We start from the raw sequence: 19,809 nt of genomic DNA, 5'->3' as shown, positions 1-19,809 counted from the left end.
AACAAGGTATTCGCCAATGCTGGCCAGCGCGAACAGCAGCGTCGGGTTCAGCAACACTGGCTTGGCAGGTGAGAAGTTCACATTCGACGTTATCGCCAATCCACTGGCGGAGTTGAAGCTCGCGGTCGTGACCGCCAGTCAGGACATCCGGTTATTGATCAAGGAGCAGATCAAGCTTCGGGAAGTCATGGTCGCGCTGCAATCGCTGTCGAAGGCCGGTTCGCCAACGTCGGCGCCAGTAAGTGCGCCGAAGTCAAAACTCACGGCCGAGATCGAACAGCGTCAGCCTCCCGCGTTTCTGCAGTCGACCATGGCGCTTCAAACGGCCATGGCCAGGCTAAAACAAGTGCCGGGCATGGACGGCGATCTCAAGAGCATGGAGATCGCCAACCTGGCAATGGCCGGTGAAAAAGCGGTGGCGGGCAGTGGTGCGACTGCGGTTAGCCTGGCCGAGGTCGAATATGCAGCGGGCAAATCCGGGGTAGGTGCCAATCTCACTGGCGACGCCAAGGAACAGGAACTGCTGGATTTCGGCCGTGATGCCGCCACGAACGCGACAGCGTTTGGCATTGAACTGAAAGCCGCTGGAGAAATGCTGACGGTCTGGAGAACCTCGCTCAAGCTCGATCGCGCGCAGGCTCAAAGCTTGGCCGACGCCAGTATTCATCTCGGGAAGAATTCGCTGAAAGCGACCGCAGCCGACATTGGCTCGGTGGTACAGAGCTCTGGCGAAACAGGAGTCGCGGCGGGTATTGCACCTGAGCAACTGGCTGCTCTTGCGGCCGCTTTGCTCAACGCAGATGTGGGCACGTCTGGCGCCGCTACATCGGTGAAAAGCATCAGCGCTGCGCTGGCCAAAGGTGCCAAAGGCTCGGTCGCCGAGCGTGCCGCCTGGGCAACACTTGGACTCCAGCCGGACAAGCTCACCGAGGATGTACCGCAAACCGTTTTCAAAGCGCTCGAGGCTCTCAAACAAAAGTCGGTGAGCCAACAATCGGCACTGATCAAGACATTGTTCAACGGTGACGAAGGCGTCAGCAAACTGCTGGAGAAACCGCAGGATGTCGACAAGACATTTGCGTTGCTGACCGCGAGAAAACCGCTAGATCCACAGACCGAGTTGCTGAAGACGCTGTCGACCGGCAGCGACGGTTTGCATCAGTTGATGGCGAAACCTGCTGAAACGACGTTCTCGCCGGTTCCCCTTCAAGGACCGACCCACAGCACCGAGCCGCAATACAAAGGTGCGGTGCAGAGGTCAGCCGATCCGGCTGGCGGCAGTCCTCAGCAAAGCTGGAACGCTTACGACGCCAGTAGAAACCGTTTGGCGACAGCGGTCGCTCCGGATGCGCAAACGCTGGACTCGCTCACCAATACATTGAACTGGGCGGCGGAAAAAGCCGAGGCGAACCCGAAAGTCGCCACGTCTCTGACTATTGCGGCGGCGGGGCTTACGGCGTTTGTGGGGGCGTTGCTTACAAAGGCCGCCGACAATTTCGTTGGCAAGCTTGTGAAGGGCATCGCAACGAAACTGCCGAAGGGACTTGGCAAATGGATTGCGGATATCGATGTTGTCGGCGATAGCGGTAAACCCGTTGAAAACTCGACTTTTGATGAACCCGATCCGAAAAAGCCCACCCAGAGAAAGGGGGGAGGCCTGAAACCACGCAGGGTGAGCCTCGGTTCTTTGAACAAGCGAAAGAGCCATCAACCACTGATTGGTTCCGGCAGCTCTGCAGCTCGCAATCCTCTCATTCGCCAGACCTCAGCGTGGCCCGCAAGCATGACGGCATTCGCCGGCTCATCGGGCGCCAACCCAATGCCCGCTGCGCGGCTGTCCGGCTCCTACGCCAAGGCCGGCGCGCTGCTGGCCAAAAAAGCGCCGCCGCTGCGCTTGCTCAGCGCAGGTTATGAACTGGTCAATGGTGTGATGCACGGGGACACGCGTTCAGTGGTGTCATCCGGTGCTTCGTTGGCCGGGTCTTCAGCGGGCGCCGCTGTCGGTGCCGCGCTTGGCACGCTGATTCTGCCTGGCGTGGGTACTGCAATTGGCGGGTGGCTCGGAAGCATGGCGGGGGGAGCCATCGGTGAGTCGCTGGGCGACAAACTGGGGACCCAAGCCGATCGTCTCGGCGCGCCTGCTCAGGTCAGCAAGGACCTGATCGCGACCTCGGCGACCTCCGCGATCCCGGCCACCACAGCCGCCAGCCAGCCTGTCACGTTCAACTCAACGATTCAGATCAATGGCCAGGATCTGGCCAGCGCCCAGGCGCTCGCCAATCTGGTGGTACAAACAACCATGGGGCAGTTGGGTCAGATCATGCCAACCAATCCCCTCGCCACCCGCCGTGACGCAGCCCTGACCGATGGAGCCGCCTGATGAAACAACAAATGGCATTAGGCAGCTTCATCTTCGGCCTCTCGCGCCAATTTGCGTACCACTCGTTGTTGCGCAAGTCCGATGGCGGCTGGAGCGAAATACAGATCCTCACCAGCAAACCGAAATCCAGCCAGACCGGGCAGAAGCCGGAAACCCTGACCATCACCGGCAAGTCGATGTACGCCGTGGCCATGGATCGGCTGGATGAATTGCGCGCCTTGCAGGCGCTGCGAATACCGCTGCCGTTGATCGACGGCATCGGTCGCAATTGGGGTCTGTGGCGGATCAACAACGTTCAGGAAACCCAGACCCAGATCATCGATGACGGTACGGCGATGGTGGTCGACTGGGTCATCGAATTGGCGGAGTTCAATAATGCGTAAGGTTCGAAGCGTGGCCGGTGATTCGGTGAATCTGCTGCTCTACCGCGAAACCGGGCGCAGCGATGATTCTGCCGAAGAGGCCCTGTGGAAGCTCAATCCGACCCTCGCCGAGCATGGCCCGGTTCTGCCCGCAGGTATCTGGATCGTACTGCCTGAACTCGGCAGCAAACCCGCCGCGATCAAAGCGCTCACGGCTTGGGATTAAGGAGGTTGTATGGCATTGGGTTTTACCCCGGTCGTGCAGATTTATGGCGCAAACGCGGATCTGCTCAACCAGCGTCTGATCAGTTGGGAACACATTGATGCCGCCGGTATCGAGTCGGATCAACTGACCCTGACCATTGATCTGGAAGGCCTCGAAGGGCTGCCGAACCTCGGCGGGAAAATCGGCCTGCTGGTGGGTTACCTGGAAATGGAAGAGATGGTCGACAAGGGCCAGTTCAAAGTCACTCGCCTGACGCCGACGCTGTTTCCGTTTCGCCTGACCCTGGTGGCCACTGCAGCGCCGTTCAGCAAGGATGATGAAACCGGCTTCAAGCAGCGTCGCACCGCCAGTCATGGACCGACGACGCTCGGTCAACTGTTTAGCAAACTGGTGTCGCAACACGGATTTTCATCGCGTGTCGCTGCGGACGTGTCGATGATCAAGATCGCCCACGTCGACCAGTCCAATGAAACTGACATGGGCTTTCTGACGCGGCTGGCAAAGAAGTACAACCTGGTCGCCAAACCTTATGGCGATGCGTATGTGCTGGCGCGGGCCGGGCAGATCAAATCAATCTCGGGCCAGAAACTGCAGGATGTGACGTTGTCGGTCACCCACAACAATCGTCCCGGCGATCAGGCCTTCATCAGCGCCACGCTGGAAGAGGCCGCCCGCGAACAGGCCAAGGGCTGCAAGACCTGTTTTGTCGATGCGGTTACAGGCGTTTTGCATTGGGTCGAGACGGGACTTGCGCCGTTCAAGACCATCCGCCAGAAGCAACCCAATGAAGCCGACGCCATTGCCGTGGGCGAAGGCGAAGTGCGCAAAATGCTCCGGCAAAAGTACAAGGTGAAGCTCACCTGCCCCGGCGATCCACGGTTGGCGGCTGAAGGCCTGGTGCTGCTTGATGACACCTGGCCGGACTTCATGCGCGGGCGCTGGTCGATCGACAAGGTCACCGCCAGCGGCAATCGCGAGAACAGCTATCGCTGCCTGATCGATGCCAGCTGCCTCGATCCAAAGGCTGAAGACTGATCTCTCAACACCACAAATCCCTTGTAGGAGTGAGCCTGCTCGCGATTGCGGTGTGTCAGTCACCATCGATTCTGACTGTAAGTCCGCTATCGCGAGCAGGCTCACTCCTACATGAGTCCTGCGGTAACTCCCACTATTTGGAACACCCCCATGAAGATCACCCCGATCCTCACGCAATTGCGTGGGCAATGCCCAAGCCTGGCCAATCACATTTCGGTGGGCCTCGATCTGGCGTTGCTGCAAGGCAACCCGGATCTGCCGACGCCTTCGGCCCACGTGCTGCCCCAAGCGGATATCGCCAGCGCCAGCACCACCCAAAACCTCACCACTCAACCGATCCGCGAGCGCTTCGAAATCGTCCTGGTGCTTGACGCCAGCGACGCTACAAAAGCGCTGGATCTGTTGCACGACCTGCGTGCCGAACTGTGGCGCGCACTGGTGGGATTCAAACCCTCTTCCGACGACAGCGCCATCGTCTATGACGGCGGCGAAATGGTCTCGATCAACAGCAACCGCGTCTTCTACCGGCTGCGCTTTTTTGCCGAGTTCCAGCTCGGCCGCAATCTGCCAAGTCAGCCTGCGGAGAGTTGGCACGAACGTGAACTGGACGGTTTGTCGTCCTTTACCGGGGCCACCGTACGGGTCGATGCGATCGACCCGGCCGATCCCAACCTGAAACGCCCGGGCCCCGATGGGCGCGTGGAAATGACTTTCTCTGGAGACGTAACCCCATGAGCAATCGCATCACCGTACTGCCGGCCGAAGGCCGTGTCGTACCTGACCCAGAGGCGGGCGATCTGCTGCCGCTGGAAGGCCGTGAAGTGCTGGACAGCGCCTGGTGGCGCCGACGTCTGGCCGACGGCGATATCACCCTCAAAACCGCACCAGCCAAACAAAAGGGAGCCAAATAATGGCGATCGGATTCAGCAATATCCCCGCGGACATTCGTGTACCGCTGTTCTATGCCGAAATGGACAACTCGGCCGCCAATAGCGCGAGTTCGACCCTGCGTCGTTTGATCGTCGCTCAGGTCAACGACAACATTGCCCCGACCGAAGTCGGCAAACTGGTTTTGGTCTCCAGCGTTGCGCTGGCCAAGAGCATCGGCGGCCAAGGCTCGATGCTCGCCTCGATGTACGAGACCTTCCGCAAGGCCGACCCGATCGGTGAGATCTGGTGCCTGCCGCTGCACAACGCCGAAGGCGCGATCGCCAAAGGTGTGCTGACCCTGACCGGCACCGCCACTCAGGCTGGCGTGCTCAATCTGTATGTCGGCGGCGTGCGTGTGCAAGCCACTGTGGTCAACGGTGCCACTGCGGCACAAGCGGCTACCGACCTGGCGCAGAAAATCAACGCTACCGCCGACCTGCCGGTGAGCGCTGCGGCTGCCGAAGGTGTGGTCACCCTGAACGCCAAATGGACGGGCGACAGCGGTAACGACATCAGCCTGCAATTCAATCGCCTGGGCAAGAGCAACGGCGAAGACACCCCGGCCGGCCTGACCACTGCGATCACTGCCATGACCGGTGGCGCCGGCGTGCCGGATCAGGTTGACGCGATTGCCGCACTGGGTGACGAGCCGTTCGAATTCATCGCACTGCCATGGTCCGATCTGTCGACGCTCAACACCTGGCAAGCGGTCATGGACGACAGCACCGGTCGCTGGTCGTGGGCCAAGCAACTGTTCGGTCACGTCTACAGCGCCAAACGCGGCACTGTCGGCACTCTGGTTGCTGCCGGCCAGGCACGCAATGACCAGCACATGACCATTCAGGCGCTGGAACCGGGCGTTCCGCAACCGTTCTGGGTGCAAGCTGCCGCACTGGCTGCACGCACCGCGGTGTTCATCTCCGCCGATGCCAGCCGTCCGACCCAAAGCGGCAGCCTGCCGGGCGTTGATCCGGCGCCGGCCAGCGAACGCTTCACCCTGACCGAGCGTCAGTCGCTGCTCAACTACGGCATTGCCACTGCGTACTACGAAGGCGGTTACGTGCGCATCCAGCGCTCGATCACTACCTACCAGAAAAACGCTTACGGCCAGGCTGATAACTCCTACCTGGACAGCGAAACCATGCACCAGTCGGCGTTCATCGTGCGCCGTCTGCAAAGCGTGATCACCAGCAAATACGGTCGCCACAAACTGGCTTCCGACGGCACCCGTTTCGGCGCCGGCCAACCGATCGTGACGCCAGCGACCATTCGCGGTGAGCTGATCGCGCAGTACGCCAAGCTCGAACTGGAAGGTCATGTGGAGAACGCCGAGCTGTTCGCCGAGCACCTGATCGTCGAGCGCGACGTGCAGGACCCGAGCCGCGTGAACGTGCTGTTCCCGCCGGATTACATCAACGGTCTGCGTGTGTTCGCGCTGCTCAACCAATTCCGTCTGCAGTACGACGACGCGGCTTGATCCGCGCGTTTGACGGCAAGTTTTCAGCCCACCGCGCGTGGGCTTTTTTATTCAAGGGAGTAACACCATGGGTCAACTGATTGCAGGCACCTGCTACGTCAAAGTCGACGGCGCACAACTGACCATCAATGGCGGCTGCGAAGCCCCGCTGATGGCGGTCAAACGCGAAACCGTCGTACCCGGCTTCTACAAGGAAACCGACATCGCGCCGTCGTTCAAAGTGACCGCGCTGCACACCGCCGACTTCCCGCTGAAGAAGCTGATCGAAGGCACCGATATCACCGTCACTTGCGAATTCAGCAACGGCAAAGTCTACGTGCTGGCCGGTGCGTATCTGGTTGAAGAACCGGTCTCCAAAGGCGATGACGCCACCATCGAACTGAAATTCGAAGGCATCAAGGGGACCTGGCAATGAGCGGCGCCGTGAAGCTTCAGGTTGCGATCGAAGCTCACGGCGAGCCCCTGACCGAACTCGTCCTGCGCCGTCCGACGGTGCAGGAGGTGCGAGCGATCAAGGCGCTGCCGTACAAGATCGACAAGAGCGAAGAAGTCAGCCTCGACATGGACGTGGCGGCCAAATACATCGCCGTGTGCGCCGGCATTCCGCCGTCGTCGGTCAACCAGTTGGACCTGGCTGACCTCAATGCGCTGAGCTGGGCCGTTGCGAGTTTTTTCATGAGTGCGGCGTCGGCGCCATCACCGACCTGATTGCCGTCGCCTATGACCTGGCCTGGTTCTGGAAGGTTGACCCCGAACAGATGATGGCCAGGCCACTGGATGTGCTCCGCGAATCGCTGGAGCACGCGCAACGGATCAATGCGATGCAGCAGGTGCAGTGATGGCAGACGAAGAGAAAAAAGTGAAAACGCCGGTGCTGATCACGGGCATCGATGAACTGTCGCCCAAGCTTGGCGCCCTTCAGGCCAATGTCGAGGGTTTCAAGAAAAATCTCGAACAGGTCGGCCTCGACAAACTGGACATCAGCGGGCTGTTCAAGGGCGGCAGCGTGATCACGCCGTTCGTGGAGGGGATCAAGTCGGCGGCGGCGTTTCAGGGCAAATTGACTGAAGTCAGCGACACGGCGAAAACCGTCGACCTGCCCGCCACGCCGAAAGTCGCTGCGCAAAACATGAACGTGTTCAGTGCGTCGATGGAAAAGGTTTCCGCAGCCGTGGATGCCGCGCTGGTGCCGGCGGTGGGGGCGTTGGTGGTCGGGCTGGAACCGATGCTGACCCAGGTCGGCAGCCTGCTCGCCGACAACCCGAAACTGGTCGAAGGCCTGGCGGCGGGGGCAATCGCTTTCTCCGCCATGCAAACCGCCGTTACCGGCATGACCCAGGTGATGGACGTGATGAGCATGGTGCTCAAGACCAATCCAATCATGCTGATCGCCATGGGTATCGCAGTGGCGGCCGGTTTGATTTATGCCAACTGGACGCCGATCAGCGCGTTCTTCAAGGGTATGTGGGAAGGCGTGAAAAACATCGGTGTGAGTGCGATGGCGACGTTGCGCTCGATCCTCGATTGGCGACCGCTGGATGCACTGGCGGCGCTGTGGTCACCAGTCGCGGGATTTTTCTCCGGGATCTGGGACAAGGTCAAAGCGGTCACCGCGCCGGTGATCGACTTCTTCAAATCGGTGTTCTCGTGGACGCCCGCCGGCATGATTCTGGAAAACTGGGCGCCGTTGACCGGTCTGTTTTCGGCGATCTGGGACTTGCTCAAGGCCTTGAGTGTGCCGGTGATGGCGTTCCTCAAAGGTCTGTTCGACTGGACACCGTTGGGGATGATCATCAACAACTGGGGGGCGATCACTGGCTTCTTCGGCTCGATCTGGACGGCGCTGCAACCGGCGGCGCAAGCCATCAAGGACTTCTTCGGCACGTTGTTCGACTATTCCCCACTGGGGATGATCGTCAACAACTGGGGCAGTATCGTGGCCTTCTTCGAACCGGTCTGGGCCGCATTGCAAGCGTCGGCGCAGCAGATCAAAGGCTTCTTCCAGAGCCTGTTCGAATGGTCGCCGCTGGAACAGATCGCGATGTACTGGCAACCGATCAGCGAAGTGTTTTCGGCGCTGTGGGGCGTGGTGCAAGCGTTGGCCGCGCCGGTGCTGGAGTTTTTGCACAACATGTTCGAATGGACACCGTTGGGGCAGATCATCAAGAACTGGGGGCCGATCACCGAGTGGTTCGGCGAGTTGTGGCAAAAGCTGCAAACCGTCATTGCGCCGATCAAGGAGTTGTTCGACGGTGGCTTTGCCGGACTGATCGCCAAGGTCACCGGCAAGGTGGAAACGTTCACCGAAGCGCAACGCCAGACCAATGCCGAAGGCAAAGGTGAGCTGGCGCCGGCGTTCTTCGGAGCAACACCGCAAGCAGCGGGTAACGGTGCACTGCAAAGTGGTTCGTTGCCGCAGAGTTCTGGCGCACTGATCCAGCAAAGCGCTGCCAACAACCGCACGCAACTCGAAGGCGGCCTGACCGTACGCTTCGAAAATGCGCCGGACGGGTTGCGCACCGATCAACCGCAAACCAATCAACCGGGCCTGGCGCTGTCTTCGCGCATCGGCTATCGCTCGCTGTCGATGGGAGGTTCCAATGAACTGGCGTGACCGTTTATTGCCGGCATCCTTTCGTGGTGTCGGTTTCTGGATCGATCAGGCGAAAACCCCGGTCGGTCGTAAAGGTCAGTTGCACGAGTATCCGCAACGCGATCTGCCGTACTTCGAAGATCTCGGCCAACAGGTCAGGATCCACGATGTCACGGCGTTCATCATCGGCGCCGATTGCCTGGAGCAGCGCGACAAGCTGCTCAAGGCACTGGAGGCGGGCAGTGGTGAACTGGTGCATCCGTGGCTGGGGCGACTGCAAGTCAAGGTTGGCGAATGCGACATGACCCACACCCGCCAGGACGGCGGGTTGGTGACCTTTACCCTGAAGTTCTATCCAGACCAACCGTTGCCGTTTCCGACCGCTACGGTCAGCACACAGAAAGTGCTGCTGGCCAAGGCCGATACGCTGTTGGGGTCTGCGGTGGCACGTTTCGAACAGGCGATGACGCTGATCAAGGCCGCGCGGATCGGCATTGCCAATCTGCGTAACAGCCTGACCGGCGTTTATGAGGTGATCAAAGAACAGCTCAAGCCGCTGATCGAGCAGTACCGGCAGATCACCGAACTGGTCAAGGCAGTGAAGGAGTTGCCCAAGGAAGTGGCGGCTGAGTTCAAAGGTTTGCTCGGCGATATCAAGGAGCTCAAGGAATTCGCGAAGGAGGGCTACCGTGGCGTGATTGCCGACGTTTCCCAACAACTCGAAGCCATCCGCAAGGCTGATGCGCCGAAGATCACCACCGGCAAGGACACCAACGCCGCGGCGCAGGCCATGGCCGATCTGGTGCAGGACACGATGCTGGTCAAAGTGGCGCAGTGGGTGGCGTCGATGCCAGTGGCGAGCCCCGCCGTGAAGCTGTCGTCGACACCCTCGGTGGCTCATCAGGCGGATCAACCGGTGACCCGTCAGGAAGTACCGGTGACCGACGAAATGAAAGCGCTGCAGAAAGCTGTCGGGGTGGCCATTGATCCGATGCTGGACAAGGCCGATCCCAAGCACCACCAGGCAATCAACGATGTCAAGGAAGCGCTGCTGGCCCATCTCAAGGCAGTGGCGTCATCCGGTGTGCGACAGGTCACCAAATCGTTCCAGGAAAGCCTGCCGGCGCTGGTTGTGGCCTACAAGCAATTTGCCGATGCGACACGGGTGACGCAAGTGACTCAGAGCAACGCGATGAACCATCCAGGCTTTTCACCCAACGACGTGAAAGTGTCCAGGGAGTGAACCATGAGTGAGATGGATAACCGCGTCACGTTGACCGTCAACAACATGGAATACGGCGGCTGGAAAAGCGTGGAGATCACGGCCGATCTGGAGCGCCAGTTCCGCACTTTCAAACTTGACATCACCTGGCAGTGGCCGGGGCAGACGGTGGACCAGCGGATCAAGCCGGGTGACCCCTGCGAAGTGAAAATCGGCCAGGACCTGGTGCTCACCGGCTATGTGTTCAAGGCGCCGATCAGCTATGACGGACGCCAGATCAGCCTGAGCATCGAGGGCAGTTCCAAGACCCAGGATCTGGTCGATTGCGCCGCCAGAAACCAGCCGAACCAGTGGCAGGAGCAACCGCTGTTGAGCATCGTTCAGGCACTGGCGATGGAGTACGGGCTGATGGTGGTCAATGAAATTCCCGAGACTGCACGGCTGACCAAGCACACGATCGTGCCGGGTGAAACCGTGTTCCAGTCGATCGACCGTTTGCTCTCGTTGCTGCGGGTGTTCTCCACCGATGACGAGCAGGGCCGGCTGGTGCTGGCCAAACCCGGCAGCGGTGGTCGGGCCAGCGATGCGCTGGAACTGGGCAAGAATATCCTGTCGGCCAACGCCCCCATGGATCAGAGTCAGGTGTTCTCCGAATACCGGGTGATCGGCCAGCAGAAAGGTTCGGACAAGAAGAGCGGGGCGGCAGTCAGCGAGGTTGAATCCAGCGCGACCGATCTGAGCTTCAAACGTCGACGCACCACTATCATCAACGAGGGCACCGCGCTGACATTCGAACTGGCCCAGCAACGCGCCCAGTGGGAGTGCGCCACCCGTATGGGGCGGGCGCAGACCACCACGTATCGGGTGCAGGGCTGGCGCCAGGCCAACGGTGATCTTTGGCGGCACAACACGCTGGTCAAAGTCACGGATCCGGTGCTTGGGTTCGATGGCGACATGCTGATCTCCAAGGTCACTTATTCGCTGTCGGCACAAGGCTCGGTGACCACGCTGCAAGTGGCGCCGCCGCATACCTTCGATGCCAATCCCAGCCCCCCGAAAAAAACCACATAGGCCCTGAAAAGATCGCAGCCTTCGGCAGCTCCTACAGGTGTACGCCGATCTCATGTAGGAGCTGCCGAAGGCTGCGATCTTTTGACGTCGGCCCGTTTCTTACAGGAACCAAGCATGAGCCTACTGACACGCCTGCTGGCGCGCGGCACTGTCGTGCTCGCCAATTCGGCATCCAAGCTGCAATCGCTGCAAATGCGCCTCACCGCCGGCGAAGTGAATGACGACATGGAGCACTTCGAACCTTACGGCTTCACCAGCCATCCGCTGGCCGGTGCCGAAGGTGTCGTCACCTTCATCGGTGGCGACCGTTCCCACGCCATCGCCCTGGTCATTGCCGATCGCCGTTATCGCCTGCAATCGCTCGCTTCGGGTGAAGTGGCAATCTACACCGACGAGGGCGACAAGATTCACTTCAAGCGCGGGCGGATCATCGATATTGAAACCGCCACGCTGAACATCCGCGCCAGTAGCGCGGTGAACTTCGATACGCCGGTGATCAACCAGACCGGCAAGATCGTTTCCACCGGCGATCAACTCGCCGGTGGCATCAGCCAGATCAAACACGTGCATGTCGGCGTACAAGCCGGCAGCGGCCAGACCGGCGCGCCGGCAGGAGGCAAGTGATGCTGATCAGCCCGAATCTCCACGCTGCACTGACCCGCTCCGTACTGATCAGCCTGTTCACCTGGCGCCGCGCCGCCGATGACGACGCCCTCGACGACGACGAACGTTTCGGCTGGTGGGGCGACACGTTTCCCACCGTTGCCGACGACCGCATCGGCTCGCGGCTATGGCTGCTGCGCCGGGTGAAACTGACCCGACAAACGCAGATGGACGCCGAGTTCTACGCCCGTGAAGCCTTGCAGTGGCTGATCGACGACGGCCATTGCAGCGCCATCGACATCATCAGCGAACGCCTCGACGCCCAGCGCCTGAACCTGCGCACGGTCCTGACCCTGGCCGACGGCGAACGTCTGGACATCAACCCCGATAACAGTTGGCAGGTGATCTATGCCGTTTGAAACCCCTTCGCTGCCGGTGCTGATCAAGCGCACCCAAAGCGACCTGGCCGGCGATTCGCTGCGCCAGTCCGATGCGCAAGTGCTGGCCCGTACCCTCGGTGGCGCGGCTTATGGTCTGTACGGTTATCTCGACTGGATTGCCGAACAGATTCTGCCGGACAAGGCCGACGAGTCGACCCTGGAGCGCATTGCCGCTCTGCGTCTGAACCAGCCGCGCAAACCCGCGCAAGTGGCTACCGGCAGCGTCAGTTTTACCGCTACTGCCGGCGCGGTGCTGGACGCCGATACGCTGCTGCAAACCAATGACGGCCGCACCTACAAGGTCACCGCCGCACGCACTACGGCCAATGGCAGTAATACCACCACCATCGCCGCGCTGGATGCCGGCAGTCTGGGCAATGCCGACGCCGGGCTGGCGCTGACACCGGTGCAGCCGATTGCCGGCGTGATCGGCAACAGTTTTGTCGTGCTGGCGCCGGGACTCAGCGGCGGCGTGGCGCGGGAAAGTCTGGAGTCGCTGCGTTCGCGGGTGATCCGTTCCTACCGCGTGATTCCCCATGGCGGCTCGGCCAGCGACTACGAGACCTGGGCGCTGGAAGTGCCCGGCGTGACGCGCGCCTGGTGCCGTGGTGGCTTGCTTGGCCCGGGCACTGTCGGCGTGTACATCATGCGTGACGACGACCCGCAACCGGTGCCGAACGACGAGCAACTGGCCGAGGTGCAGGCCTACATCGAGCCGCTGCGCCCGGTGACGGCTGAAGTGCATGTGCTTCCGCCGATTCAGGTGCCGGTGACTTATCGCCTGAAGTTGACCCCCGACACCAGCGCTGTACGCGCAGCCGTCGAAACCCAACTGCGCGATCTGCACAACCGCGAGGCCGACCTCGGCGAGGATCTGCTGATCAGCCATATTCGCGAAGCGATCAGCAGCGCCGCCGGTGAAACCGACCACGTGCTGACAGCGCCCGTGGCCAACGTCACGGCCAACGACAGCGAACTGCTGACCTTCGGAGGTTGTGTATGGGGGGCATAAGAACCGCCGCGCAATATCAGGCGCAACTGCGCGCCTTGCTGCCCAGTGGCCCGGCGTGGGACCCGGAGCGCGTGCCGGAGCTTGAGGAAGTGCTGCAAGGCGTTGCCGTCGAACTGGCGCGCCTCGATGCGCGTGCTGCCGACCTGCTCAACGAAATGGACCCGGCCGGGGTCAGCGAACTGGTGCCGGACTGGGAAAGGGTGATGAACCTGCCCGACCCGTGCCTGGGCGCCACGCCACTGTTCGACGACCGTCGCCTCGCCGTACGCCGACGCTTGCTCGCGGTCGGCAGTCAGGCCGTCGGCTATTACCTCGAAATCGCCAAAAGCCAGGGCTATCCCAACGCCACGATCACCGAACTTGAAGCCCCGCGCATGGGCCGTTCGCGTTTCGGCTCGGCGCACTGGGGCACGTGGGAAGCGCAGTTCATGTGGACGCTCAACACCGGCGGCCGTTTGTTGCTGGGTCGGCGTTTCGGCGCGAGCTACTGGGGCGAGCGCTTCGGCGTCAATCCGGGCTCGGCGCTGGAATGCCTGATTCACCGCAGCGCACCGGCGCATACCAAGGTGCACATCAATTATGACTAGGGAGGAATAAGCCATGGATTATCCGAACAGTGTGCCCAGCGCCGGCTTGGTGAATGGGAAGTTTGTCGATGAGAACCCAATGACCGGAACCCCGGGATCGCTGATTCCGGCGGATTGGGGGAATGGGGTTACGCAGGAAATTCTCAGTGTGATCAATGCGGCGGGTCTGACGCCGGACGAGAAAAAATACGATCAGTTGCTGCAAGCGATTCAGTCGGTGACGGCCAAGGGCTGGAATCAGGATCTGGCGTTGCCGCTGGTGGCATTGCCGCTGCCGACGGTGGCCACCGCCGATGGTCGGTTGACGGTCAGCCCGGCTGCGGCATCCACCAGTGGTGGCAGGGTTTCGATTGCGGCAGGCACTTATATCAGCCTCGGTCAGGAAGTCGTGAATGGTCAGTTGGGTCGTTCGCGCACCTTTGTGACGTCGGCCTGGAGCAGTGCGGATCTGTTGCCCAGCAGCCATTACTTTTTACGCGCTCAGGTCTCTGGCGGTGCGCTGACGTTCTACGTGCAGCGTGGCAACATCCATGACGTGACGCCCGAATCGTTGAAAGGAACGGTCAACGGTGCTGCCGGTGGCGGCTTCCAGTCGACGGCACTGGACATGTGTCTGGCCTGGATCGTGACCGGCGCACCGGGCTCGGTGCCCACGGTTCGAACCATCTACAACCGTGCTCGTTTGACCTGGACTCAGACGGTCAACGGAACGGGCGCAATTTTCCTGCCTCTGGATCCCCATGCTCGTTCTGCACGATTGGTTGCCGGCAACCCGACACCGTCGTCAACCGCAGTGACGGCTGTTGGTTTTCCATCAACCGGCTGGGCGGGGGGCAATTATTGTTTCCTGTCGCCCATGATTGCTGGCAGCTCCAATAATGCTGGTGGCTGGAACCCCGCAACGGTTTCCCCGTGTGTGTTGTTTACCAACAACATCGTCAACGACGTGACGGTTTCAACGCTGGCCGCCAGTTTCGACCATGCCAATCTGCGCTCGCTGTGGCAGTGCTATCAGGCAGAGCACAACCTTGGCCAGTCGAACGCCGAGAGTGATGAACTGCTACTGAGCATGGGCATCAAGAGCCATCCGGTCACTGATTACAGTGTCGGTATCGCGGTCAATTTCGCCGATGCCGTCAACGTCCAATTGTCCTGGGAGCTTATTCGATGATCGTTATTCAGGAGCTTCATCAGTTCGACGGCGAAATGCGCCTTCCTCAACCCTCTGCCGCCCATGACTGGGACGGTCAGGCATGGGTTCTGAACGCTGACAAACAGACTGAATTGAATGCGCAGGAAGTTGAACAGATTTGCGTCAAAGTCGACGCCGCTGCCGACAGCACTCGCATCGCATTGGCTGGCGACCCGCTCAAAGCCATGGAATACGCCCAGGCCGCCGCCGACGCACAGGCCTATCAGGACGCCGGTTACCCAAAAAAGGAAGTGCCACTGTCGGTCGCTGCGTGGGTCGCCAAAGGGCGCAGCGCCAAACAGGCCGCCGAGCAGATTCTGAGCAAGGCCGATCAACTGACCGACCATCTGCTGGCGCTGCGTACGCTGCGCCTGAAGGCCAAAGCGCAAATTCGCGTACAGGCTGCCAAGGGCAACATGGATCTGGCGCGCAGCGCTGGTGACGAAGCGTTGGTTGCCATTCGCGAATTGGCCAGCGGCCTTTCCAGCTAAGCCGAAAAGCCTTCGTTCAGCGTCACCCAGGCCCACTTCGTTGTGGGCTTTTTATTTTCAGAAAACGGACCGTGTACAGGCACGCAGAAGACGCTGTGTCGACGCCGGTCATTTGTCATTTCAAAGGAACGAACAATCTATGGATTATCCAAAAAGCGTCCCCAGCGTCGGCCTGGTCGATGGCCGCTTCGTCGATGAAAACCCGGTGGCGGGTACGCCGGGGTCGTTGATTCCGGCAGTGTGGGGCAACAGTGTGACTCAGGAAATTCTGAGTGTGATTACAGGGGGTGGGTTGGTGGCCTCAGAGGCGGACACCACTCAGTTGTTCAAGGCGATTCAGTCAATTGTCGGCAACGCCAGCCCGATGCGTTCGATCATCACTCGCCTCGCCGCAACGAAGACACTCACCGAACAAGAACTTGGCCTGGTACTGATTGATGGGGGCACCGCGCCCATGACTGTGACATTGCCAGCGGCCAATGCTGCTCTGGGTGTGCGCGATGTGATTGTTCGTCGTATGGATAACTCGGTTAACCGGTTGGTAGTCCAGGCATCCGGCGGCGACCGGATTAGGTTTCATACACATCTGTCAGCGAACGGCTATCCGTTTCTGGTGCTGATGGGCGGTGGGGACTGGTGGCAGTTGCGCAGTGACGGTGCTGGCAGTTGGTGGCCGGTTGGACGCTTCGACAATACCCCGCTGGGCAGACCCTCGTTTGAAACCACAATGGCGCTGAATCCCGGCGGTTATGGCCTGCTCAACGGTAACTTTTTCAAGCGTGCGGAATGGCCTTGGCTGTGGGACTTCGCCCAGGCTTCGGGAGTCTTGACGACCGAAGCGGCCCGACTTACCCGAGAAGGTGCGTGGACCACTGGCGACGGTGCGTCGACCTTTCGAATACCCGAGGTTCGCGGTGAATTTCTGCGAGTCCTTGATGAAAACCGGGGTATGGATGTTGGACGAGTCGTTGGCAGTTTGCAGAACCATGCACTGCAAAGCCACAACCACTACTTGCCGACCGGTACAGGTTCTTCCAACCGTCCTGCGCCTGCTATCCCCGATACCGTCTGGAGTGTTTCCAGCGACGTCAATTTTTATCCCACCAGCGGAACCATTGCGACGACCTATCCCAACCCGGCATTCGACTCCGACACATTCATCGGCAATATCGGCATTTTCGCCGGCGAAACCCGACCGCGAAACATCGCCCTTCCCGCGCGAATCAAACTGATCTGAGGTGCCCATGTTCAATTATCTGATAGATGACAGCGGTGCCCTGGTCGGCCCTGTCGAGTTCCCGCTCGTGCCGGGAATCGGTCTGCAGCTGCCCAGCAATGCGGTGACGCTAAGCATCGAACTGTCGCCGGCGCCCGAGGGGTTCGCCTGGGCCTATGACAACGGCTCGCTGCAACAGCAGATCGATTGCCGCGGCGATGTTTATCGAACTGACACGGGCATCCGGGAAACCTGGACAGCACTGGGCGAGTTGCCGGAAGGCTTCACCCGGTTGCCTTGGCCAGGTGGCTTTCACGTCTGGGTGGATAACGCTTGGCGGGTCGATGAAGTTGCGCAACTGGCGGATTGCAAACGCATCGTTCTCGCTAAACGTGATGCCTTACTGCGCGACGCCGTCCTGCGCATCGCGCCCCTGCAATACGCCGAAGACATCGGCGATGCCAGCCATGACGAACAACTGCTGCTGATCGAGTGGAAGCTCTACAGCGTCGAGCTGAACCGCATTGAAAAGCAGGGCGGCTTTCCCGAAAACATCTCTTGGCCGGTGGTGCCTGGCGCCGCTGGCGCTGACTGAGCCCGCACAAGGAGACGTGCAATGGATTATCCGAAAAGCATACCCGGTGTGGGACTGGTCAATGGTGGCTTCACCGATGAAAACCCCGTCGCCGGAACACCGGGTTCACTGATCCCAGCCGCGTGGGGCAACAGCGTCACGCAAGAAATTCTCAATGCGATCAAGGCCGCCGGGATTACGCCGGATGAAACGAAAAACGATCAGTTGGCGACGGCGATCGGTGCCCTGGTCGACTTCAGCAAACTGAAAAATACCCCAACCACGTTGGCTGGTTACGGCATCACCGATGCGGTGGGGCGGTTGCTGGGAGTTCGACAGTTCGAGACGGTCGGGATCACGGTTTACAAGCCCAACCCAAGAGCCCGGCGCATTCGTGTGCGTCTGGTTGGAGCCGGTGGCTCGGGGGGAGGCTGTGCACCGGTGGCGGCGGGTTATCACAGCATCGGCGGTGGCGGTGGTGGTGGCGCCTATGGCGAGAGTTTGTATGACGTGAGCGCGGAAATGATGGCCGGCGTGCCGGTTTCACTGGGAGCGGGTGGCGCCTCACGTAACGCGATGGGGCAGGCCGGTGGTGGTGCTTCTTTTGGCAGCTACATGAGCGCGGCGGGAGGCATGGGCGGGCAAATCCTGACCTTCCCCGTGACAGCCACGGCAGTCGGCTTCGTTCAGGGTGGCGCCGGAGGGCAAGCCGTCACGGGTGGCAACTTGGCTAACGCACGTGGAGTGGGCGGTGGTTACGCCATGTACAACGCCAATTGGGGCGTATTGGCTGGCGGTGGTGGGGCGAGCCCGTTTGATGGCGGTGGCCCGTTGATGGGCCTCAGTGGCCCCGGTACTTCAGGGAGCCGAGGCTCGGGTGGCAGCGGTTCTTGTTCGACCAGTGCGTCCGCCTCTGTCCTTAGCGGTGTCGGCGGCAACGCCTTCTGTGAAATCTGGGAGTACGAGTAATGGCCGTTTATGCACGGATCGAGAACGGCGTAGTCGTCGAACGGATCGACACCGGTGACTACGCAATCAGCCAACTGTTCGCGCCGTCTTTTGTCGAGTCGATGGTGCGAGTGCCGGAGGGGCAGGCGGTCGAAATCGGCGCGCCGATCAGTGAGTTGCCGACAGCTGCCGACCCACTGCCCGCGCAACAAAGTCCGGTGATCCTCCAGGCGCCGGTTGTTGCAGATCAAGCGCCTGCGGCAGCGGAGCGTAGCTGGCGTCAGGCATCCCTTTCTGCGACCGAATGGCTGGTCACTCGCCATCGCGATGAGCAGGAACTGGGGCGCGGAACCTTGCTCAAGGCCGCTCAGTATCTGGAATTGCTCGAGTACCGACAAATGCTGCGCGACTGGCCTGATTCGGCGTTTTTTCCCGCAGCGGATTCCCGACCGTCAGCACCGCTTTGGCTGGCCAGAGTGATTGGCTGAGGCCAGCGCGCCCACTGTATTTCAATCAAGGAGATGAACATTGGATTATCCCAAGAGTGTGCCCAGTGTCGGACTGGTCAACGGCCAGTTTGTCGATGAGGACCCCATTGCCGGAAAACCCGGTTCGCTGATCCCGGCGACATGGGGCAACAGCGTCACGCAAGAAATTCTCAACGTCGTTCAAGCTGCCGGTCTGGCACCGAACGAGTCGTCGAATAATCAGTTGCTGGGGGCGCTGCGCAGCCCGGCATTGTTCATGACAGCGCCCCAGTTTGATGGCGGGCGCTCTGCAGCAACGTCCGAGTTTGTGCAGCGGGCGCTGGGCAGCTACGCAAGTGCTCGCGGTATATTCGCCGCCACCCAATTGACTCAGGCCGACGTTGGCTGCTCGATCGGTCTCGGTGGCAACGCGACGTATACCGTGACGCTTCCGGATGCCGCTGCGGTGCCGAGCGGTGCCACGATCAGCCTGCATTGCCGCAACAGCGCACCCGTCACCGTGGCCAGTAAAACCGGCACGCAGATCAGTCCGCAAGGGGCTTATCTGGCCTCGATCGTGTTGAACAATGGTGAGAGTGCGAACTTTGTCAGAGAGTCTGGAGTGTGGGTGGTGTATGGCACCGCTGCGCTGAAGTACTCCGTTAATTACGCCGCACAGTTCGCCACAGCTGGATATCAAAAGTTTCCCAGCGGTTTGATCCTGCAGTGGGTAACGGGGGGCTCCGATGCGAATGGCAACATGACAGTGTCGCTGCCGATCAGGTTTCCCAATGCTGTCGTCGGCGGTGTTGCCAATGAAGGCTACCCGGCAGGTTGGGGGGCCTCCAACGTCACGGTTTGGGCATTTGACGGCGCGAACTCCACGACAACGACAGTGGTGGCTCGGGTCCGAAGTGTCCAGGCTTCAAGTGTCAAGGTTGATTCGGGCATTTCGGGTCGCATTCTGGTTTGGGGGTACTGAC

23 protein-coding genes are annotated in these 19,809 nt (G+C 60.6%); all 23 read left to right on the top strand.

The genetic code is table 11. The features are described from left to right. Positions 1-16: 16 nt before the first annotated feature. The 23 genes from HUW52_RS25410 (at position 17) to HUW52_RS25300 (ending at position 19,808) form a co-directional block, all read left to right on the top strand. Positions 17-2,380 carry a phage tail tape measure protein gene (locus HUW52_RS25410; protein WP_256667866.1) on the top strand — a complete coding sequence of 788 codons (2,364 nt, stop codon included), beginning with the start codon at positions 17-19 and terminating at the stop codon, positions 2,378-2,380. Next, the gene (locus HUW52_RS25405) at positions 2,380-2,763 is read left to right on the top strand and encodes a phage tail protein (protein ID WP_016985052.1); all 384 of its coding nucleotides are present in this window, start codon (positions 2,380-2,382) and stop codon (positions 2,761-2,763) included. Before HUW52_RS25410 ends, HUW52_RS25405 begins: the two co-directional genes overlap by 1 nt. Beyond that, positions 2,756-2,968: a tail protein X gene (locus HUW52_RS25400; RefSeq protein WP_175555201.1), complete on the top strand. Its 213-nt coding sequence runs from the start codon at positions 2,756-2,758 to the stop codon at positions 2,966-2,968. The genes HUW52_RS25405 and HUW52_RS25400 overlap by 8 nt, the downstream gene beginning before the upstream one ends. A gap of 9 nt (positions 2,969-2,977) precedes the next feature. After that, on the top strand, positions 2,978-4,003 hold the full coding sequence (locus tag HUW52_RS25395) for a phage late control D family protein (protein WP_175555200.1): 1,026 nt from the start codon (positions 2,978-2,980) through the stop codon (positions 4,001-4,003). Between the two features lie 150 nt (positions 4,004-4,153). Beyond that, the gene (locus HUW52_RS25390; RefSeq protein WP_175555199.1) at positions 4,154-4,738 is read left to right on the top strand and encodes a hypothetical protein; all 585 of its coding nucleotides are present in this window, start codon (positions 4,154-4,156) and stop codon (positions 4,736-4,738) included. Beyond that, positions 4,735-4,914 (top strand): DUF2635 domain-containing protein, encoded by a 180-nt coding sequence (locus HUW52_RS25385; RefSeq protein WP_007908782.1) that lies wholly within the window; start codon positions 4,735-4,737, stop codon positions 4,912-4,914. Before HUW52_RS25390 ends, HUW52_RS25385 begins: the two co-directional genes overlap by 4 nt. Beyond that, positions 4,914-6,410 (top strand): phage tail sheath subtilisin-like domain-containing protein, encoded by a 1,497-nt coding sequence (locus tag HUW52_RS25380; RefSeq protein WP_175555198.1) that lies wholly within the window; start codon positions 4,914-4,916, stop codon positions 6,408-6,410. The genes HUW52_RS25385 and HUW52_RS25380 overlap by 1 nt, the downstream gene beginning before the upstream one ends. 67 nt (positions 6,411-6,477) lie before the next feature. Further along, the gene (locus HUW52_RS25375; RefSeq protein ID WP_007908779.1) at positions 6,478-6,825 is read left to right on the top strand and encodes a phage tail tube protein; all 348 of its coding nucleotides are present in this window, start codon (positions 6,478-6,480) and stop codon (positions 6,823-6,825) included. Further along, positions 6,822-7,118 (top strand): phage tail assembly protein, encoded by a 297-nt coding sequence (locus HUW52_RS25370; RefSeq protein WP_007908778.1) that lies wholly within the window; start codon positions 6,822-6,824, stop codon positions 7,116-7,118. Before HUW52_RS25375 ends, HUW52_RS25370 begins: the two co-directional genes overlap by 4 nt. 130 nt (positions 7,119-7,248) lie before the next feature. Beyond that, on the top strand, positions 7,249-9,024 hold the full coding sequence (locus HUW52_RS25365) for a phage tail protein (protein WP_175555197.1): 1,776 nt from the start codon (positions 7,249-7,251) through the stop codon (positions 9,022-9,024). After that, entirely contained in the window at positions 9,011-10,246 is a 1,236-nt protein-coding gene (locus tag HUW52_RS25360; RefSeq protein WP_175555196.1) for a DNA circularization protein, read from the top strand. The genes HUW52_RS25365 and HUW52_RS25360 overlap by 14 nt, the downstream gene beginning before the upstream one ends. Before the next feature lie 3 nt (positions 10,247-10,249). Continuing rightward, positions 10,250-11,296, top strand: a complete 1,047-nt coding sequence (locus tag HUW52_RS25355) for a phage baseplate assembly protein (protein ID WP_134176879.1) — start codon at positions 10,250-10,252, stop codon at positions 11,294-11,296. Between the two features lie 114 nt (positions 11,297-11,410). Beyond that, positions 11,411-11,920 (top strand): phage baseplate assembly protein V, encoded by a 510-nt coding sequence (locus HUW52_RS25350; RefSeq protein ID WP_016985044.1) that lies wholly within the window; start codon positions 11,411-11,413, stop codon positions 11,918-11,920. Beyond that, positions 11,920-12,318, top strand: a complete 399-nt coding sequence (locus HUW52_RS25345; RefSeq protein ID WP_016985043.1) for a phage GP46 family protein — start codon at positions 11,920-11,922, stop codon at positions 12,316-12,318. The genes HUW52_RS25350 and HUW52_RS25345 overlap by 1 nt, the downstream gene beginning before the upstream one ends. Beyond that, complete coding sequence (locus HUW52_RS25340) at positions 12,308-13,351, top strand: baseplate J/gp47 family protein (RefSeq protein ID WP_175555195.1); 1,044 nt, start codon at positions 12,308-12,310, stop codon at positions 13,349-13,351. Before HUW52_RS25345 ends, HUW52_RS25340 begins: the two co-directional genes overlap by 11 nt. Next, positions 13,339-13,938 carry a YmfQ family protein gene (locus HUW52_RS25335; protein WP_016985041.1) on the top strand — a complete coding sequence of 200 codons (600 nt, stop codon included), beginning with the start codon at positions 13,339-13,341 and terminating at the stop codon, positions 13,936-13,938. The genes HUW52_RS25340 and HUW52_RS25335 overlap by 13 nt, the downstream gene beginning before the upstream one ends. Positions 13,939-13,951: 13 nt before the next feature. Then, positions 13,952-15,109 carry a hypothetical protein gene (locus tag HUW52_RS25330; RefSeq protein WP_016985040.1) on the top strand — a complete coding sequence of 386 codons (1,158 nt, stop codon included), beginning with the start codon at positions 13,952-13,954 and terminating at the stop codon, positions 15,107-15,109. Next, on the top strand, positions 15,106-15,621 hold the full coding sequence (locus HUW52_RS25325) for a phage tail protein (protein WP_175555194.1): 516 nt from the start codon (positions 15,106-15,108) through the stop codon (positions 15,619-15,621). The genes HUW52_RS25330 and HUW52_RS25325 overlap by 4 nt, the downstream gene beginning before the upstream one ends. A gap of 139 nt (positions 15,622-15,760) precedes the next feature. Then, complete coding sequence (locus HUW52_RS25320) at positions 15,761-16,858, top strand: phage tail protein (RefSeq protein ID WP_175555193.1); 1,098 nt, start codon at positions 15,761-15,763, stop codon at positions 16,856-16,858. A gap of 7 nt (positions 16,859-16,865) precedes the next feature. Further along, on the top strand, positions 16,866-17,432 hold the full coding sequence (locus HUW52_RS25315) for a tail fiber assembly protein (protein ID WP_102902648.1): 567 nt from the start codon (positions 16,866-16,868) through the stop codon (positions 17,430-17,432). Positions 17,433-17,453: 21 nt separating this feature from the next. Further along, a complete protein-coding gene (locus HUW52_RS25310) occupies positions 17,454-18,380 on the top strand; it encodes a hypothetical protein (RefSeq protein ID WP_175555192.1) in 927 nt (308 codons plus the stop codon). Next, on the top strand, positions 18,380-18,847 hold the full coding sequence (locus HUW52_RS25305) for a phage tail assembly chaperone (RefSeq protein WP_175555191.1): 468 nt from the start codon (positions 18,380-18,382) through the stop codon (positions 18,845-18,847). Before HUW52_RS25310 ends, HUW52_RS25305 begins: the two co-directional genes overlap by 1 nt. 40 nt (positions 18,848-18,887) lie before the next feature. After that, positions 18,888-19,808, top strand: coding sequence for a phage tail protein (locus HUW52_RS25300; protein ID WP_175555190.1), 921 nt, complete (start codon positions 18,888-18,890; stop codon positions 19,806-19,808). Position 19,809 lies beyond the last annotated feature (1 nt).

Origin of the sequence: Pseudomonas sp. 43A, from assembly GCF_013363935.1 — a bacterium.
Lineage (GTDB): Bacteria > Pseudomonadota > Gammaproteobacteria > Pseudomonadales > Pseudomonadaceae > Aquipseudomonas > Aquipseudomonas crudilactis.
Note: the sequence above shows the minus strand (reverse complement) of the source record. Positions and strands in the feature narration are given on the sequence as shown.

Coding starts and splice junctions, on each gene's coding strand:
- HUW52_RS25410 (WP_256667866.1), top strand. CDS start 17: ATGCTGGCCAGCGCGAACAGCAGCGTCGGGTTCAGCAACACTGGCTTG.
- HUW52_RS25405 (WP_016985052.1), top strand. CDS start 2,380: ATGAAACAACAAATGGCATTAGGCAGCTTCATCTTCGGCCTCTCGCGC.
- HUW52_RS25400 (WP_175555201.1), top strand. CDS start 2,756: ATGCGTAAGGTTCGAAGCGTGGCCGGTGATTCGGTGAATCTGCTGCTC.
- HUW52_RS25395 (WP_175555200.1), top strand. CDS start 2,978: ATGGCATTGGGTTTTACCCCGGTCGTGCAGATTTATGGCGCAAACGCG.
- HUW52_RS25390 (WP_175555199.1), top strand. CDS start 4,154: ATGAAGATCACCCCGATCCTCACGCAATTGCGTGGGCAATGCCCAAGC.
- HUW52_RS25385 (WP_007908782.1), top strand. CDS start 4,735: ATGAGCAATCGCATCACCGTACTGCCGGCCGAAGGCCGTGTCGTACCT.
- HUW52_RS25380 (WP_175555198.1), top strand. CDS start 4,914: ATGGCGATCGGATTCAGCAATATCCCCGCGGACATTCGTGTACCGCTG.
- HUW52_RS25375 (WP_007908779.1), top strand. CDS start 6,478: ATGGGTCAACTGATTGCAGGCACCTGCTACGTCAAAGTCGACGGCGCA.
- HUW52_RS25370 (WP_007908778.1), top strand. CDS start 6,822: ATGAGCGGCGCCGTGAAGCTTCAGGTTGCGATCGAAGCTCACGGCGAG.
- HUW52_RS25365 (WP_175555197.1), top strand. CDS start 7,249: ATGGCAGACGAAGAGAAAAAAGTGAAAACGCCGGTGCTGATCACGGGC.
- HUW52_RS25360 (WP_175555196.1), top strand. CDS start 9,011: ATGAACTGGCGTGACCGTTTATTGCCGGCATCCTTTCGTGGTGTCGGT.
- HUW52_RS25355 (WP_134176879.1), top strand. CDS start 10,250: ATGAGTGAGATGGATAACCGCGTCACGTTGACCGTCAACAACATGGAA.
- HUW52_RS25350 (WP_016985044.1), top strand. CDS start 11,411: ATGAGCCTACTGACACGCCTGCTGGCGCGCGGCACTGTCGTGCTCGCC.
- HUW52_RS25345 (WP_016985043.1), top strand. CDS start 11,920: ATGCTGATCAGCCCGAATCTCCACGCTGCACTGACCCGCTCCGTACTG.
- HUW52_RS25340 (WP_175555195.1), top strand. CDS start 12,308: ATGCCGTTTGAAACCCCTTCGCTGCCGGTGCTGATCAAGCGCACCCAA.
- HUW52_RS25335 (WP_016985041.1), top strand. CDS start 13,339: ATGGGGGGCATAAGAACCGCCGCGCAATATCAGGCGCAACTGCGCGCC.
- HUW52_RS25330 (WP_016985040.1), top strand. CDS start 13,952: ATGGATTATCCGAACAGTGTGCCCAGCGCCGGCTTGGTGAATGGGAAG.
- HUW52_RS25325 (WP_175555194.1), top strand. CDS start 15,106: ATGATCGTTATTCAGGAGCTTCATCAGTTCGACGGCGAAATGCGCCTT.
- HUW52_RS25320 (WP_175555193.1), top strand. CDS start 15,761: ATGGATTATCCAAAAAGCGTCCCCAGCGTCGGCCTGGTCGATGGCCGC.
- HUW52_RS25315 (WP_102902648.1), top strand. CDS start 16,866: ATGTTCAATTATCTGATAGATGACAGCGGTGCCCTGGTCGGCCCTGTC.
- HUW52_RS25310 (WP_175555192.1), top strand. CDS start 17,454: ATGGATTATCCGAAAAGCATACCCGGTGTGGGACTGGTCAATGGTGGC.
- HUW52_RS25305 (WP_175555191.1), top strand. CDS start 18,380: ATGGCCGTTTATGCACGGATCGAGAACGGCGTAGTCGTCGAACGGATC.